This is a genomic window from Paraburkholderia sp. J10-1, assembly GCF_905220165.1.
Taxonomy (GTDB): Bacteria; Pseudomonadota; Gammaproteobacteria; order Burkholderiales; family Burkholderiaceae; genus Paraburkholderia.
In genome coordinates, this window is record NZ_CAJMYW010000012.1 from 29,658 (window position 1) to 46,372 (window position 16,715).

The following is a 16,715-nucleotide window of genomic DNA, read 5'->3' on the forward strand; positions in this document are numbered from 1 at the left end:
CCGTTTCTCAATACGCTAACGCCAGCGCTTATTCCACCTGCGCCGAGGGCGCCCCGCGCCCGCGCTTCGCATCCCACCACACGCGCAACCGGTCCATGTACAGATACACCACCGGCGTCGTATAGAGCGTGAGCATCTGGCTCACGATCAGGCCGCCCACGATCGAGATCCCGAGCGGCGCACGCAACTCCGCACCTTCGCCGCGCCCGAACGCAAGCGGCAGCGCACCGAGCAGCGCCGCGCAGGTCGTCATCATGATCGGCCGGAAGCGCAAGAGGCACGCCTGATGGATCGCATCGCGCGAACTCAGTCCCTGGCGCGAAGCCTCGATCGCGAAGTCCACCATCATGATGGCGTTCTTCTTCACGATGCCGATCAGCAGAATCACGCCGATCAGCGCGATGATGCTGAACTCCGTCTTGAAGAGCAGCAGCGCGAGCAGGGCGCCCACGCCCGCCGAGGGCAGGGTGGAAAGAATCGTGAGCGGGTGGATGTAGCTCTCGTACAGAATGCCCAGCACGATATACACGGCCGCGAGCGCCGCGAGAATCAGGAGCGGCTGGTTGTCGAGCGACTGCTGGAACGCCTGCGCCGTGCCCTGGAAGCTGCCGTGTATCGTCGCGGGCATGCCGATCGCACCCATCGTGTCGTAGATCGCGGCGGTCGCGTCGGAGAGCGACTTGCCGGGCGGCAGGTTGAACGAGATCGTCGAGGCCACGAACTGGCTCTGGTGATTCACCGAGAGCGGCGTCGTGCCGGGGCCGAACGAGGCGATCGACGACAGCGGCACCATGGTTTCCTTCGAGGTCGACACCGCCGCACCCGACGACGCGCTCGACTTGCCGCTCGCGGCGAGCGAGTTGGTCGCGAGGTTGCGCGCGGAGTCGGCGGCAATGGTCGCGGCGCTCGACGCCGTGGTGGTGGATGTGCCGCCCGTCGAGGCGGTGGTCGGGCCGGTCACCGTGCCCGCCGTCGCATTCGTGCTTTGCGCACCGCTCGCCGTGCCGCCCGAGGTGCTCACCCAGATCTCGTTGAGCATGGTCGGGCTCTGCCAGTACTGCGGCGCGACTTCCATCACCACGTGGTACTGGTTCAGCGGGTTGTAGATCGTCGAGACCTGGCGCTGGCCGAATGCGTCGTAGAGCGTGTTGTCGATCTGCGAGGGCGTGATGTTCAGCCGCGCGGCGCTGGCGCGGTCGATGTTGATCATCGACTCGAGGCCGCCTTGCTGCTGGTCCGAATTCACGTCGGCGAGTTCGGGGCGCGCCTGCAGCGCCTCGGTGAGCTTCGGCCCCCACTTGTAGAGGTCGGCGGTATTGTCGGCGAGCAGCGTGAACTGGTACTGCGCGTTCGACTGCCGGCCGCCCACGCGAATATCCTGCACCGCTTGCAGGAAGGTGCGCGCGCCCGCCACGTTCGAGAGCGGCCCGCGCAGCTGGGCGATGACTTCATCGGCGGAAAGCTTGCGCTCGCTCTTGGGCTTGAGCGAGACGAACATGAAGCCCGAATTGGTCGCGCGCCCGCCGGAGAAACCCGCGACCGAGTCCACCGCCGGGTTCGCCTGCACGATACGCATCATCTCGGAGAACTTCACCTTCATCGCCTGGAAAGAGGTGGCCTGGTCGGCCTGGATGCCGCCGATCAGGCGCCCCGTGTCCTGCTGCGGGAAGAAGCCCTTGGGCACGACCACGTAGAGCGCGACGTTCAGCGCGATGGTCGCGACGAGCGTGAGCAGGATCACGAACGGATGCGCGAGCGCCCAGCCGAGCGTGCGCTCGTAGCCGCCCTGCATGCGCAGGAAGCCGCGTTCGAGCCACTGCGCGAAGCGGCCTTCTTCCTTCTTCTCGTGCGCTTCTTCGAGCAGGCGCGAGCACATCATCGGCGTGAGCGTGAGCGAGACGGCCAGCGACACCGCAATGGCGAGCGAGAGCGTGAGCGCGAACTCGCGGAACAGGCGCCCGACAATGCCGCCCATCAGCAAAATAGGCAGGAACACGGCGACGAGCGACACGCTGATCGAGAGCACCGTGAAGCCCACCTCCCGCGCGCCGAGCAGCGCCGCCTTCATGCGCGGTACGCCGTTCTCGATATGCCGCGAGATGTTCTCGAGCACGACGATGGCGTCGTCCACGACGAAGCCCGTCGCGATGGTGAGTGCCATGAGCGAGAGGTTGTCGAGCGAGAACCCCATCAGATACATGGCCGCGAAGGTGCCGATGATCGAGATGGGCACGGCCACGCTCGGAATGAGCGTCGCGCGCCAGTTGCGCAGGAACAGGAACACCACCATCACGACGAGCGCCACGGCGATGATGAGCGTGTGTTCGGTGTCCTTGAGCGAGGAGCGGATCGTGACGGAGCGGTCCGACGTGGGGATCACCTCGACGTCGGCGGGCAGTGACGCCTTGAGTTGCGGCAGCATCGCGACCACGCGGTCCACGGTCTCGATGATGTTCGCGCCCGGCTGGCGGTAGAGGATCACGAGCACCGAGCGCTTGCCGTTGGCGAGACCGATGTTGCGCAGGTCTTCCACCGAATCGACCACTTCGCCCACGTCGGAGAGCTTCACGCCCGCGCCGTTGCGGTAGGCGATCACGAGGTCCTTGTACTGGCTCGCCTTGCTCGCCTGGTCGTTGGTGTAGAGCTGAAAGCGCTGCGGGCCGAATTCGATATCGCCCTTCGGACTGTTCGCGTTGGCCGAGGCGAGCGCCGCGCGCACGTCTTCGAGGCCGATGCCGTAATGAAACAGCGCGTGCGGCTCCAGCTCCACGCGCACGGCCGGATTCGCCGAGCCGCTCACGTCGACTTCGCCCACACCGTCCACCTGCGAGAGCGATTGCTGCAGCACCGTGGCCGCCGAGTCGTAGAGCTGGCCCGCGGTGAGCGTGGGCGAGGTGAGCGCGAGAATCAGGATCGGCGCGTCGGCGGGGTTGACCTTGTGGTAGGTCGGGTTCTGCCGCAGGCTCGTGGGCAGGTCGGCGCGCGCGGCGTTGATCGCCGCCTGCACGTCGCGCGCGGCGCCGTCGATGTCGCGGTTCAGGCCGAACTGCAGCGTGATGCGCGTGCTGCCCACCGAGCTTTGCGAGGTCATCTCCGTGACGTCGGCGATCGAGCCCAGGTGGCGCTCCAGCGGGCTAGCCACGCTGGTCGCCACCGTTTCGGGGCTCGCGCCCGGCAAGGTGGCTTGCACGGAGATGGTGGGAAAGTCCACCTGCGGCAAGGGCGCGACCGGCAGCTTCGTGAAGGCGAAGAGGCCGGCGAGCGCAATGCCGACGGCGAGCAGCGTGGTCGCGACGGGGCGCGAGATGAACGGGCGCGAGAGATTCATCGCGTCAGTTCTCCGTCGAAGACGAGGGCGCGCCGTGCGAGCCGCTGCCGAAGCGCTGGCGCAGGCGCTGCGCGATCCGGTCGAACGCGAGATAGATCACGGGCGTCGTGAACAGCGTGAGCGCCTGGCTCACGATCAGGCCGCCTGCAATCGCGATACCGAGCGGTCGGCGCAGTTCGCTGCCCGCGCCGTTGCCGAGGATCAGCGGCACGGCGCCGAGCAGGGCCGCCATCGTCGTCATCATGATCGGGCGAAAGCGCAGCAGACACGCCTGGTAGATCGCCTCGCGCGGCGGCTTGCCTTCGTGGCGCTCGGCCTCGAGTGCGAAGTCGATCATCATGATGGCGTTCTTCTTCACGATGCCGATCAAGAGCACGATGCCGATGATGCCGATGATGTCGAGGTCGTGCCCGGTCAGAATGAGCGCGAGCAGCGCGCCGATCCCCGCCGACGGCAGCGTGGAGAGAATCGTGATGGGATGCACGAAGCTCTCGTACAGCACGCCGAGCACGATGTACATCGTGACGATGGCCGCGAGGATCAGGAACAGCTCGTTGGACAGCGACGCCTGGAACGCGAGCGCCGCGCCCTGGAAGCGCGTCTGGAACGAGCCCGGCAGGCCAATGTCCTTTTCCGCCTGCTGGATCGCGTTGACCGCCGCGCCAAGCGACGAGCCTGGCGCCAGGTTGAACGAGACCGTCGTGGCCGGGAACTGCGAAAGATGCGAGACGAGCAGCGGCGCGGGCCGCTCGTGGAACTTCGCGATGGCCGAAAGCGGCACCTGGCCCGTGGTGGAGGTCGAGGAGGGCAGGTAGATCGAGTTCAGCGCGTCGGTGTAGTGCTGCATCACCGGGTCGGCTTCGAGAATCACGCGGTACTGGTTCGACTGCGTGAAGATCGTCGAGATGATGCGCTGGCCGTAGGCGTCGTAGAGCGCGTTGTCCACTGTCGCGGGCGTGATGCCGTAGCGCGCGGCGCTCGCGCGGTCGATCTCGATGAACACGGAACTGCCCTGGTCCTGCAGGTCGGTCGCCACGTCGGCGAGTTCGGGCAGTTGCTGCAAGCGCTGCACGAGCTTCGGCACCCAGGTCGTGAAGTCCTGGATGTTCGGCGTGGTGAGCATGAACTGATATTGCGTCGGGCTCACCGTCGAGTCGATCGTGAGGTCCTGCACCGGCTGCATGTAGAGCGACGCGCCCGGCACGTGGGCCACGCTTTTTTGCAGGTCGCGGATGATCTCGCTGGCCGTTTCACTGCGGTCGTCGCGCGGCTTCAGGTTGATGAGCATGCGGCCGCTGTTGAGCGTGATGTTGGTGCCGTCCACGCCGATGAACGAGGTGAGGCTCTCGACGTTGTCGTTCTTGAGGATCTCCGCGGCGAGCGCCTGCTGGCGTTCGGCCATCGACGCATAGGACACCGATTGCGGCATCTGCGTGATGGCCTGGATCACGCCCGTGTCCTGCACGGGGAAGAAGCCCTTGGGCACGACCACGTAAAGAATGCCGGTGAGCACGAGCGTGATGAGGAACACGATCATCGTGAGCCGCTGGCGTGCGAGCACCCATTCGAGCGCCACGCCGTAGCGGCCGATCACATAGTCGAAGAACGCATGCACGCGCGCCTCGAAGCGGTGGCTTTCGGGCGGCGGCGTGTGGCGCAGCATCTTCGCGCACATCATCGGCACGAGCGTGAGCGAGACCACGGCCGAGATCACGATCGTCACCGCGAGCGTGATGGCGAACTCGTGGAACAGGCGCCCGACCACGTCGCCCATGAAGAGCAGCGGAATCAGCACGGCGATGAGCGAAACCGTCAGCGAGATGATGGTGAAGCCGATCTGCTTCGAGCCCTTGAGCGCCGCTTCGAGCGGTGTTTCGCCGTCCTCGACGTAGCGCGCGATGTTCTCGATCATGACGATGGCGTCGTCCACCACGAAGCCGGTCGCGATGGTGAGCGCCATGAGCGAGAGGTTGTCGAGCGAGAAGCCGCACAGGTACATGACCGCGAGCGTGCCGATGAGCGAGAGCGGCACGGACAAGCTCGGAATAATCGTGGCGTAGATGTTCGCGAGGAACAGGTACATCACGAGCACGACGAGCACGACCGACATCAGCAGCTCGAACTGCACGTCGCGCACCGAGGCGCGGATCGTGGTCGTGCGGTCCGTGACGATCTGCACGTCGAGCGAGGAAGGCAGCGATTCCTGCAACTGCGGCAGCAGCGCCTTGATGCTGTCCACCACCTGGATCACGTTTGCGCCCGGCTGGCGCTGCACGTTCAGGATGATCGCGGGCGTGCCGTCCGCCCATGCGCCGAGCTTCGTGTTCTCCGCGCCCTGCACGATGTTCGCGACATCGGTGAGCATGACGGGGCGGCCGTTGCGATAGGCGATCACCGCGTCCTTGTAGGCGTCGGCGTCGGTCAGCTGGTCGTTCGCGTTGATCGTGTAGGCGCGCGTGGGGCCGTCGAAGTTGCCCTTCGGCGTGTTGACGTTCAGGTTCGAAATGCTCGTGCGCAGGTCGTCGAGATTCAGGCCGTAGGCCGCGAGGGCGCGCGGGTTCGCCTGGATGCGCACCGCAGGGCGCTGGCCGCCCGACAGGCTCACGAGGCCCACGCCCGCCACCTGCGAGATTTTCTGCGCGAGGCGCGTGTCGGCGAGATCCTGGATCTGCGTGAGCGGCAGCGTTTTCGAGGTGATGGCGAGCGTGAGGATCGGCGCGTCGGCGGGGTTGACCTTGGCGTAGATCGGCGGCGCGGGCAGGTCCGAGGGCAGCAGGTTGCCGGCCGCGTTGATGGCGGCCTGCACTTCCTGCTCGGCCACGTCGAGCGGCAGATCGAGGCTGAACTGCAGCGTGATGACCGAGGAGCCCGCCGAGCTTTGCGACGACATCTGGTTCAGCGACGGCATCTGCCCGAACTGGCGCTCGAGCGGCGCGGTGACCGAGGACGTCATCACGTCCGGGCTCGCGCCCGGGTAGAAGGTCTGGACCTGGATGGTCGGGTAATCGACTTCGGGCAGCGCGGACAGCGGCAGAAAGCGCAGCGCGACGAGGCCGACCAGCATGATCGCCGCCATGAGCAGCGCCGTGCCGACCGGCCGCAGGATAAAGGCGCGGGATGGATTCATGCTGGCTTACTGGGCTTGCGTCTGCGAGGCGTGGCGGTGGCCATGACGCGCGCCCGAGGCCGCGCCGGCCCACGAGGCGCCTTTCGCGCCCGATGCCCCCTTCGCGTGCTGCGGGTGCTCGGCCGGAATCGTGATCTTCGCGCCTTCGCGCAGACGGTCGGAGCCGTCGGTCACCACGCGCTCGCCCACGGCGAGGCCCGAAGCGATGCTCGTGCGTTCGGCGTCGACGGGGCCGACCTTCACGAGCCGCACGCTCACCGTGTTGTCGGGCTTCGCGACATAGACGTATTGCCCCTGCGAGCCGTTGAGCACGGCCGAAGTGGGCACGATCACGGCGTCGTGGAGCGTATCGACGAGCAGGCGCGCATTGACGAACTGGTTCGGAAAGAGACCTTGCTCGTGGTTCGCGAAGCTCGCGCGCAGCTTGACGGTGCCCGTGGTGGTGTCGATCTGGTTGTCGATGGTCTGGAGCGACCCGGTTTCCAGCATCGTGGTGTTGCTGCGGTCGTACGCCTTGACCGACATCTTCGTGCCCGCGCGCAACTGCTTCATGATGGGCGGCAGGTTGTCCTCCGAAGTCGTGAAGATCACGCTGATCGGCTCGAGCTGCGTGAGCACGACGATGCCGTTGGTGTCGCTGGGCGTCACGTAGTTGCCCGGATCGACCTGGCGCAGACCGACGCGGCCCGACACGGGCGCGGTGACGCGCGCGTAGGTGAGGTCGAGCTTGTAGGTATCGACGTTGGCCTGATCGGACTTGACGGTGCCCTCGTACTGCTTGACGAGCGATGCCTGCGTGTCGACCTGCTGGCTCGCGATCGAGTCTTGCGAGAGCAGCGTCTGGTAGCGCTTGAGGTCGAGGCGCGCGGTGGCGAGCAGCGCCTGGTCGCGGGCGAGCTGGCCTTCGGCGTTGGCGAGCGAGATCTGGTAGGGGCGCGGGTCGATCTGCGCGAGCACGTCGCCCTTCTGCACCATCTGGCCTTCCTGGAAGTACACGTTCTGCAGCGTGCCGGATAGTTGTGTGCGCACCGTGATGTCGGCAAGCGGCGTGACCGTGCCGAGCGCGGTGATGACGATGGGCATGTCGCCGGCCTGGGCGGTGGCCACGCTCACCGGCTGAGGCATGTTGGCCATGGCGCCCGGGCCGCCGTGACGCATGCGCGCGCCGGCCGCCGGTGCTGCGTCGCCGCCCGAGAGCGCCTTGTTCCACGGTTGCCAGCGTGCGAGCACAATGCCGGCGATCACGATGACCACACCCAATGCGATGAACTTGCCCTTGCCGCGTCTCGCGGCGACCGGAGCGGGGGACTGCGGCGTCGTGTCTTTACGGGGGGAATCCGGGCGCTTTTCTTGTTGATCCATCGGTCAGGTCAGTAACGGGTTCTCGAAGGCTCTGGGCTGAGCGGATTATGGGGTGCCGGCCGCCAGGCGCACGCAAAAGCGCACACAAAGCGCACACAAAGCGCACACAAAGCGCACACAAAGCGCACACAAAGCGCACACAAAGCGCACACAAAGCGCACACAAAGCGCACGCGGCCGGCGTAGCGGACGCGCTCCGATGCTGCGCACGTCGTGCGCAAGCAGGATGTCAGGGCTGGCCCCGCTCTGGCACGAATGCCGTGCCACGAGTTCACGGGTATGGGCGGCTTCGCTGGCGGTTGGCTGGCGGTGCGCACGCGCGGCGGCACAGCAGGCTCTTGCCGCCAAAAAGCATGATGCTACGTTGCCCGCTTCGTTACAGTCCAGTGCCGTTTCTTTCGAGACGTTACGAGCGTTACATGCGACGTGCGCTTTTTGTAAGGCGAGGGCGCGCGCGCTGTCAGGTTGAATGGGGCAGACGCAGGGCGCCGCCAATCTCGTCGACGATGCGTTCGACGCATTCGCGCAGCAGCGGCGCGACATGGGCGACGAGCCACTCGCGCGGGCACTGCTGCGAGGCGCCGCCGCAGTTGATGGCGTAGATCTCGCCATTGGGACCGGCGAACGCCGTGGCAATGGCGTTGAGCCCCTCGTACCATTCGCCGATCGCGAGTCCGTACCCTTGCGCGGCGGTCTCGGCGAGCGCGGCGTCGAGCCGGCTGCCGAGCACGCCCCAGTCGTTGCCGCTCGAGGTCTGCAACGCGGCGGTGAGTTCGGCGCGCGCATGCGGATCGAGCGCGGCGAGGTAGGCGCGCCCGACGGCGGTGCGGCCCATGTCGATGCGCGAGCCGACCTCGAGGCGCGTGACGAGCACGGCGGTGCGCGGGCGGATCGCGTCGATCACGACCATGTCCAGACGGTCGCGCACGGTGAGGTGCACCGAAAGCGCGGTGCGCTCGGCAAGCCGCGTGAGAAAAGGCCGTGCGCGGCTGCGGATGTCGGAGTTGCGCAAGAAGCCGTTGGAGAGCTCCAGCACCGACGACGTGAGGACGAAGCGTTCGCTGTCGGGCAGCCGCGCGAGAAAGCCCGTGCTGACGAGCGTGCCGGTGAGCCGCGAAAGCGTGGGTTTGGGAATGCCGGTCAGCTCGGTCAGTTCGCGGTTGCTGAGCGGCGCGTCGGCGGCCGCGACGCAGCGCAGCACGGCGAGACCGCGCGCGAGCGCGGTGACTTCGTCAGCGCCGCCGTCTTTGTCGCGCGGAGTTTCGTCGGCATGGCGCGAATCGGGTGCGAAAGTCATTGGCGGGGCAATTTTCCGAAACGGGATTTCAGATTTCAGATTTCAGATTTCACGCGTGGCGTCGCAAAGCCGACGCGGGCTTGCAGTGCGGCACACCGGTTTGCGTTCGATCAACACTGTGCTCCCTAAAATAGGGCGCAAAATCTCAGACAATTGTAATGGATGCCAGATGCTCGATGATTGGCGTATTTTGGCGAGATTTTGCTTGACTTAGTCAGCATGTAGGTAAAAAATGGAACCCGATTTCGGCAATGCGCCACGAGCCCGCAAAAACTGCGGGTTTTAATGTGCTTCGCGATATGCAATTCGCATAATTGCGCATCGTTTTCTGACGGCACGGCGAGCCGAATACCGTCTCTCAGGTTCTAGCACGGCCCTCGGAATGGCTAGAACTTTTCAAGGCGCCACGTGCAAACGTGGCGCTTTTTTTTCGCCCGATTTTCCCCGGCTGTCCCCAGCTGAAAACGGGCGATTCGCGGCCAATCAGGCGACCTCGCCGCTAAAGCGCTCGCGCAATTCGCGTTTGAGGACCTTGCCAATCGGGCTGCGCGGTAGCGCGTCCACAATCACGACGCCAGCGAGTCGCTGCATTTTCCCCAACTGCTCGTTGGCCCAGGCGGCAAGCGCTTCGGCCTCCCAGGTCGAGCCGCGCTGGAGGGTGACGAACGCGACCGGCGTTTCGCCCCAGCGTTGCGACGGCACGCCGACCACGGCAGATTCGACGACGTCGGGGTGCCGGTCGAGCACCTGTTCCAGATCGCTTGGATAGAGGTTGAATCCGCCGGAGATGATCATGTCCTTCTTGCGGTCCATCAAAACGAGGAAGCCGTCTTCGTCGAAACGGCCGACGTCTCCGGTGCGGATGAAGCGCCGGCCATCGCTGTCGTACCACTCGGCTTGCGCCGTCTTTTCGGGTTGCCGGTAGTAACCGGTCATCATCGCGGGAGAGCGCCCGACGATTTCGCCCGTTTCTCCGGCGGCGACCTCGCGCCCGTCGGCATCGATCAAGCGCATTTCATGACCGTTCAGCGGGCGGCCAACCGTGTGCAGCTTGTCGGGAAATTCGTCCGCACACAGCTCGCATGACGCGCCGCCTTCGGTCATGCCATAGAACTCGGTGAGCTTGCCGGGCCACCTGCGCAGGGCGTCCGCCTTGAGCCCGGCCGGGAACGGCGCACTCGTGCAGAACTTCGCGCGGAAACGCGACAGGTCGTAGCGATCGAAGTCGGGATGGGCGAGGATGCGCTGGTATTGCACTGGCACGAGCATGGTGTGCGTGACCTGTTCGCGCTGGGCAAGCTCCAGATATTGCCGCGCGTCGAACCTGGGCATGAGGACGACCGTTCCGCCGAGCGCCAGCGTCGGGAAGAAGCTCACCAGCGTAGTGTTCGAATAGAGGGGCGTTGCAATCAAGGTGACCGCGTCCGGGCCGTATCCGCGCTCGACGCTTCGCTGCGTGTAGGCGTAGCGCATGGCGTGCGACTGGACGATGCCCTTGGGCGCTCCCGTCGTGCCGGAGGAGTAAATGATGTTGAATGCCCACTCCGGCTGGATCTCCACGGGTGCGGGAATGGCCCCCACTGGCGCTAGCCAGGCGTTGTATTGCCCGGCCGCGCCGATCTTGACGACGCGCAGCGCAGGCGGCAACGCGACGCTCGACAGCAGCTGGCAAACTGCGTCGTCGGCGAAGAGGATTTGCGCGCGCGAGTTCTCCAGCATGGCGACGAGGCTGTCCGGATGCGTGGAGGGAGACAGCGGCGCGACCGCGAGTCCCGCTCTGAGTGCGCCGAAGAATACTGCGGTGTATTGGATGGAACTCGACGCGCAGATGGCAACGACGTCTTCGGGTGACAGTCCATCACGCTGCAGCGTGGCGGCGCAGCGCTCGATCAGCGCCTGGAGTGCGGCGAACGTGACCGTTTCATCGTCGCAGACGATTGCCGCACGCTCGCCGCGTTCCTCCGCCCGTTGGCGAATCATGGCGGTCAGATCGACGAACGGCGTTTCGGGTGACGGAGACTTCACGGACATGGCCTCATACCTCACTGGAAAGATGTGTTCGCGATGGAATGATCCAGCTTGCTTGCGTACTGGTTTCCCTTCGGAGTGGCGCGGCTACGATCGATAGTTTGTGAACGCGCGTTCGATTCTCTGCCCGGCAAAGACGCTAAACAATGACAAATTTTCTGGACAGACCGTCAAGGCGACTTTGACAGTCTGCCAGCAGGACGGCGTCACGCAACCTCACTCCCGCCCCGTTTCTGCCGTACCATCGCCTGATCAACCGTTCGATGGAGCCGCACATGCTCTCCGAAGAGGAACTGGCGTTGCTCGACGCCATCCGCGAAACCGGCAGCCTGTCGCGTGCGGCAGCGCGTTTGAACAAGGCGCCATCCACGATTTCGCACGCCGCGCGCCAACTCGAAGCGCGCTTCGACGCGCTGCTCTTCGACCGCCGGCGCTACCGCCTGCAGCTTACGCCGGCCGGGCATCTGCTTGCCGAGGAGGCGAGCCGCCTGATGCAGGACGTCGCGCGCATGACGCAGCGCGTGCGGCAGGTTGCAAACGGCTGGGAGGACCGCCTGTGGATCGTCACCGACGAGATTCTCGAATTCGAACTGTTGATGCCGGTGGTGCGCGACTTCGACGCGCTGCAGTCCGGCGTCAAGCTGCGGTTCACGCATGAAGTGCTCTCCGGCACCTGGGAGGCCCTGCGCGACGGCCGTGCCGATCTGGTCGTCGGCGCAACCAACGAGCCGCCCTCCATCGACGGCCTGCACTGGTTCGAGCTGGGTGTGATGGAGTGGGTGTTCGCGGTGGCGCCGCGCCACCGGCTCGCGCGCGAGAAGGGGCCGCTCACGCGCGAGCGTATGCTGGCCGAGCGCGGCGTGGCGGTCGGCGATTCGGCGCGGCACGCGCCCGGTCGCGGCTACGGGCTGTTCGGCGCGCAGGAGGTGCTGGCGGTGCCGTCGATGCGCGCCAAGATCCTCGCGCAGCGCGAGGGCCTGGGCGTGGGCTGGGTGCCGCGGCAGCGCGCGGCGAAGCTGATCGAGCGTGGCGAACTCGTCGAGAAGGCCACGGCGAACCCGCGCGAGCCGAACGTGCTGTACGTGGCGTGGCGCGGCGAACACGTGGGGCGCGCGCTGCAATGGTGGATCGACCGGCTGCGCGAGCCGCGTCTTGCGAAGCGCCTCGTGGAGGGCGTTGCGGTCACGGGTTGAAGCCGGCCGTCTGCAGGTTCGGCCGCACGTCCGGTGCGAACGTTCGATGCCTTCGAACGTTTGCGCCAGGACCGTCGTACGGCAGGCGCCGCGCCGGCCGGCAAGATGACATCACAGTCTCAGATCGGGACTATCCCTCTCAAGGAGAACGTCATGAACCGCTTTGCCAACAAAACTGTCCTCGTCACCGGCGGAACCAGCGGCATCGGGCTCGCTGCAGCGCTTGCCTATGCCGCCGAAGGCGCGCATGTCATCGTCACCGGCCGCGATGAAGCCGGGCTCGAAGCCGCGCGCCTCGCACTCGGCCCGAACGCCCACGCCTGGCGCAACGACGCGGCCTCGCTCACCGGCGCACGCGAACTGGCTGCCGCCGTGCGCGACGCGGGCCTGCGCCTCGACGCGGTGTTCATCAATGCGGGCGTGGCGAAGCTCGCGCCGTTCGAGCAAGTTGACGAAGCGCTGTGGGATGTCACCTTCGACACCAACGTGAAGGGCGCGTACTTCCAGATCCAGGCGCTCTTGCCGGTGCTCAACGACGGCGCGGCCATCGTGCTCAACGGTTCGATCAACGCGCATATCGGCATGCCCACCTCGTCGGTGTATGCGGCGAGCAAGGCTGCGCTGATATCGTTTGCGAAGACGCTCTCGGCCGAACTGCTGCCGCGCGGCATTCGCGTGAACGTGGTGAGCCCCGGGCCCGTGAAGACGCCGCTCTACAACAAGTTCGGCATGGACGCCGCCGCGCTCGCGGCGGCTGAGGAATCGATCCGCGCGCTGGTGCCGCTCAAGCGCTTCGCGACCGTGGAGGAGATTGCCTCGACCGTGCTGCATTTGAGCGCCGCCGAATCGGCCTTCATGATCGGCACCGAAGTGATCGTCGCCGGTGGCATGGGCCAGCTTTGACACTCGCTTGAGTGTGGCGTGCGGGCGGCAGGGCGCCGCCCGCGGTCGGGTTGGTGTGTCGCGCGGCGTTCAGGAAACCGTTTCGCGCTCCGGCGTGGCCGTGATCTTGTGGATCGACAGGTCGGTGCCGTTGAATTCCTCTTCGCGATCGATGCGCAGCCCAACGAGCTTGCGAAGCAGCCCGTACACCACGAGGCCGCCGAGGAAGGCGATCACGATGCCCGCAATCGTGCCGACGATCTGCGCGCCGAGCGAGACGCCGCCGAGCCCGCCCAGCCAGCGCTGGCCGAAAATACCCGCGGCGATGCCGCCCCACGCGCCGCACAGGCCGTGCAGCGGCCACACGCCGAGCACGTCGTCGATGCGCCAGCGGTTCTGCACGCAGGTGAACATATAGACGAACAGGGCGCCCGCCACCGCGCCCGTCACGAGCGCGCCGAGCGGATGCATGACGTCCGAGCCCGCACACACGGCCACGAGCCCCGCGAGCGGCCCGTTGTAGGTGAAGCCCGGATCGTTGCGGCCCGCGAACCAGGCGGCGAGCGTGCCGCCCACCATCGCCATGAGCGAGTTGACGGCGACGAGACCGCTGATCTTGTCGATGGTCTGCGCGCTCATCACGTTAAAGCCGAACCAGCCCACCGCGAGCACCCACGCGCCGAGCGCGAGAAACGGAATGTTCGAGGGCGGGTGCGCGGCGATGCGGCCGTCGCGCGTATAGCGGCCGTGGCGCGGCCCGAGCAGCAGCACGGCCGGCAGCGCGATCCAGCCGCCGAACGCGTGGACGACCACGGAGCCCGCGAAGTCATGGAACGGCACGCCGAACACGTGCGTCATCGCATCTTCGAAACCGAGGCGGTTGTTCCACACCATGCCCTCGAAAAACGGGTAGAGGAAGCCGACGATCACGAAGGTCGCGAACAGTTGCGGATTGAACTTCGAGCGCTCCGCTATGCCGCCCGACACGATCGCCGGAATCGCCGCCGCGAAGGTGAGCAGGAAGAAGAAGCGCACGAGCGCATAGCCGTTGTGCTCGGCGAGCACGTCGGCGTGCGAGAAGAACTGCACGCCGTAGGCGAGCGTATAGCCGATGAAGAAGTAGGCGATCGTCGAAATCGAGAAATCGACGAGGATTTTGACGAGCGCATTGACCTGATTCTTCTTGCGCACGGTGCCGAGTTCGAGAAACGCGAACCCTGCGTGCATGGCGAGCACCATGGCGGCGCCTAGCAGCAGAAATAGCGTGTCGGTGCCGGTCTTGAGATTGTCCATCTGACGTACCCAGTTTGCCCAAAATGGGCGCATACATAGCAAGATGCGGGCCAGCTTCAGCGCCAAACTGGTGAATTTGCGGTCGCAACGGGCGTCAAGCCGGTGCGACCGTGCACCGATGCGGGAAAAATATGCACGCCGGGGGCATTGAACTGGGTGCTGGAATTCAGGGCGCATACAGCTTGTTTCGCACAATCTCAGGGCCTGCGCGCAAAGGTGGGGAAAGTGCGCTCCAGAATAGGGCGATTGATTCGATTTTCCTTTCCATATCAATGAATTGTCGGCAAATCGAAATAATCTGACGTTTTCGTGGCCGGGCAAACTTCGACGCTCTTGGGACTCACTTGGGACGCACATAGGGCGCAAACGCCGACATAATGGCCGGATTGCCACCCCTCGCACGTCCGGTCGCCCGGTACCCGCCACGCAATGCGCCTTACGACCAAAGGGCTTCTGCTGATCGCGATTCCCGCCGTATTCGAGCTGAGCTTGCTGTCGGCCATCGTGAAGGCCGAGGCCGACGCCGCCGCGGCAGAGCGCTGGGGGCAGCACAGCCAGGCCGTGCTGGCGCAGGCTTCGCGTGTGCTCGAACCGGTGCTGGTCGAGTCGGTGAAGCTGCGCGGCGCCGTGGCGGCCAACGACACGAATTACGCGACACCCGTTTCGATGTGGATGGAGGTGGATCGCCGCATCGACCGGCTCGTCGATCTCGCCTCCGACAATCCCACACAGGTCGAGCGCGCCGTGCAGATTCGCCACGCCGTGCAGAACTATCGCCAATGGTCGGACCGCGTACAGGACCTCCTGCGCTCGGGCCGCCGTGCCGACCTCGCGGAGCGCTTTCGCGCGCTCATGGCCGCCGACGTGCTCGACCGCGTGCGCACGCAGATCGTCTCGTTCCAGACCGAGGAGCGCCGCCTCGACGTGTTTCGCGTTTCAGCTGCCGAAGCGGCACGCGCCCAGCAGCAGACGCTCGTGTTGACGGCCGTGCTCGGCTCGATCGTGCTGGTCGCAATTGCGGTGTGGGTTTTTACGCGCGGGGTGCGCGGGCGGCTCGATGCGCTTTCCGACAACGCGAACCGGCTGGCCGCGAACGAGCCGCTTGCGCCGCTCACGGCGGGCAGCGACGAAATCGCCGAGCTCGACCTCACGCTGCACCAGATCAGCCAGCGCCTGATCGAAGCCGAGCGGCTGCGCCTCGGCTTTCAGGCCGACCTTGCGCGGCGCGCGGACCAGCTTGCGCGCATCAACGAAAACCTGCGCCAGCAAACTCAGGAAAACGAGATGTTCATCCACGGCGTGTCGCACGATCTGCGCGCGCCGCTCGTGAACCTGCAGGGCTTCTCGCGCGAGCTCATTCATGCGTGCGACGACCTGCGCAAGCGCATCGCGAAGTCGTCGCTCGCACCGCAGGCACGCGCGCGCATCGAGCGGACCATCGACGAGGACATCGGCGAGGCGTTGCGCTATCTGCAAACGGCCGTGCTGCGCGCGTCGCACATCATCGACGCGCTGCTGCGGCTCGCCCGCGTGGGACGCGTGGAATACCGCCGGCAGCGCGTGAGCGTGCAGGAGCTGGTGCAGCGCGTGGTCGATGCGATGCACGCCTCGATCCGCGCGCGCGGCGCGCAGGTGAGCGTGCAGACACTGCCCGATGTCTGGGGTGACCCTACGGCGCTGGAGCAGGTGTTCGCAAACCTGATCGGCAATGCGCTCAACTATCTCGATCCGGCGCGCGACGGGCGCGTCGAGATCGGCACCGCGCATGCGCCGCCGGGCGTCGAGTCACTGCAGATTTTCTATGTGCGCGACAACGGGCTCGGTATTCCCGAGGTGGGCTTGCCGCGGCTCTTTCAGGCGTTCCAGCGCATGCACGGCAATGTTGCGCCGGGCGAGGGCATTGGGCTCGCGCTCGTGCGCCGCGTGGTGGAGCGGCATGGCGGGCGCGTGTGGGTGGAGTCGACGGAAGGCGAGGGTACGACGTTTTATCTGACGCTGCCCGACGCGCTTGCCGTGGCGCCGCCACTGCCCGGCGACGCGGAACAGATCATCAGCGCACTCGAACGCGCCGAGCGTTCGGAAGGGGCGCTGGGTGGCGTTGGAGGCTATGGCGCGAGCGATAACGCGGGTGGCGCTAACGCGAAAGGTGGCATTCGAAACGAATTGCGCACGGCGCCGGGAGCGGCGTAGCGACCGCCCGCAGGCG

At 66.0% G+C, this 16,715-nt stretch carries 9 protein-coding genes; 3 read left to right on the top strand and 6 right to left on the bottom strand.

All coding sequences use genetic code 11. The features are described 5' to 3' along the window. Positions 1-28: 28 nt before the first annotated feature. From U5A65_RS29580 to U5A65_RS29600, 5 genes are all read right to left on the bottom strand, one after another. On the bottom strand, positions 29-3,328 hold the full coding sequence (locus U5A65_RS29580) for an efflux RND transporter permease subunit (protein ID WP_321948694.1): 3,300 nt from the start codon (positions 3,326-3,328) through the stop codon (positions 29-31). Between the two features lie 4 nt (positions 3,329-3,332). After that, a complete protein-coding gene (locus tag U5A65_RS29585; protein ID WP_321948695.1) occupies positions 3,333-6,455 on the bottom strand; it encodes an MdtB/MuxB family multidrug efflux RND transporter permease subunit in 3,123 nt (1,040 codons plus the stop codon). Between the two features lie 6 nt (positions 6,456-6,461). After that, a complete protein-coding gene (locus U5A65_RS29590; protein ID WP_321948696.1) occupies positions 6,462-7,817 on the bottom strand; it encodes an MdtA/MuxA family multidrug efflux RND transporter periplasmic adaptor subunit in 1,356 nt (451 codons plus the stop codon). A gap of 459 nt (positions 7,818-8,276) precedes the next feature. Further along, positions 8,277-9,113 carry an IclR family transcriptional regulator gene (locus tag U5A65_RS29595; protein WP_321948697.1) on the bottom strand — a complete coding sequence of 279 codons (837 nt, stop codon included), beginning with the start codon at positions 9,111-9,113 and terminating at the stop codon, positions 8,277-8,279. A 483-nt stretch (positions 9,114-9,596) separates the two neighbouring features. Continuing rightward, complete coding sequence (locus U5A65_RS29600; RefSeq protein WP_321948698.1) at positions 9,597-11,144, bottom strand: class I adenylate-forming enzyme family protein; 1,548 nt, start codon at positions 11,142-11,144, stop codon at positions 9,597-9,599. 272 nt (positions 11,145-11,416) lie between these two features. On the opposite strand from U5A65_RS29600, the gene U5A65_RS29605 reads away from it, so the two are divergent. Together U5A65_RS29605 and U5A65_RS29610 are read left to right on the top strand one after the other, a co-directional pair. Continuing rightward, positions 11,417-12,334: a LysR family transcriptional regulator gene (locus tag U5A65_RS29605; RefSeq protein WP_321914197.1), complete on the top strand. Its 918-nt coding sequence runs from the start codon at positions 11,417-11,419 to the stop codon at positions 12,332-12,334. A 153-nt stretch (positions 12,335-12,487) separates the two neighbouring features. Continuing rightward, positions 12,488-13,237 (top strand): SDR family oxidoreductase, encoded by a 750-nt coding sequence (locus U5A65_RS29610; RefSeq protein ID WP_321914198.1) that lies wholly within the window; start codon positions 12,488-12,490, stop codon positions 13,235-13,237. Positions 13,238-13,306: 69 nt separating this feature from the next. Here U5A65_RS29610 and U5A65_RS29615 read toward each other — a convergent pair whose 3' ends face one another. Next, the gene (locus U5A65_RS29615; RefSeq protein WP_321914199.1) at positions 13,307-14,509 is read right to left on the bottom strand and encodes an ammonium transporter; all 1,203 of its coding nucleotides are present in this window, start codon (positions 14,507-14,509) and stop codon (positions 13,307-13,309) included. Between the two features lie 429 nt (positions 14,510-14,938). Here U5A65_RS29615 and U5A65_RS29620 point away from each other — a divergent pair, with 429 nt between their 5' ends. Next, positions 14,939-16,699: a sensor histidine kinase gene (locus tag U5A65_RS29620; RefSeq protein ID WP_321914200.1), complete on the top strand. Its 1,761-nt coding sequence runs from the start codon at positions 14,939-14,941 to the stop codon at positions 16,697-16,699. The last annotated feature ends 16 nt before the right edge of the window (positions 16,700-16,715 follow it).

Coding starts and splice junctions, on each gene's coding strand:
- U5A65_RS29620 (WP_321914200.1), top strand. CDS start 14,939: ATGCGCCTTACGACCAAAGGGCTTCTGCTGATCGCGATTCCCGCCGTA.
- U5A65_RS29605 (WP_321914197.1), top strand. CDS start 11,417: ATGCTCTCCGAAGAGGAACTGGCGTTGCTCGACGCCATCCGCGAAACC.
- U5A65_RS29610 (WP_321914198.1), top strand. CDS start 12,488: ATGAACCGCTTTGCCAACAAAACTGTCCTCGTCACCGGCGGAACCAGC.
- U5A65_RS29590 (WP_321948696.1), bottom strand. CDS start 7,817: ATGGATCAACAAGAAAAGCGCCCGGATTCCCCCCGTAAAGACACGACG.
- U5A65_RS29615 (WP_321914199.1), bottom strand. CDS start 14,509: ATGGACAATCTCAAGACCGGCACCGACACGCTATTTCTGCTGCTAGGC.
- U5A65_RS29600 (WP_321948698.1), bottom strand. CDS start 11,144: ATGTCCGTGAAGTCTCCGTCACCCGAAACGCCGTTCGTCGATCTGACC.
- U5A65_RS29585 (WP_321948695.1), bottom strand. CDS start 6,455: ATGAATCCATCCCGCGCCTTTATCCTGCGGCCGGTCGGCACGGCGCTG.
- U5A65_RS29580 (WP_321948694.1), bottom strand. CDS start 3,328: ATGAATCTCTCGCGCCCGTTCATCTCGCGCCCCGTCGCGACCACGCTG.
- U5A65_RS29595 (WP_321948697.1), bottom strand. CDS start 9,113: ATGACTTTCGCACCCGATTCGCGCCATGCCGACGAAACTCCGCGCGAC.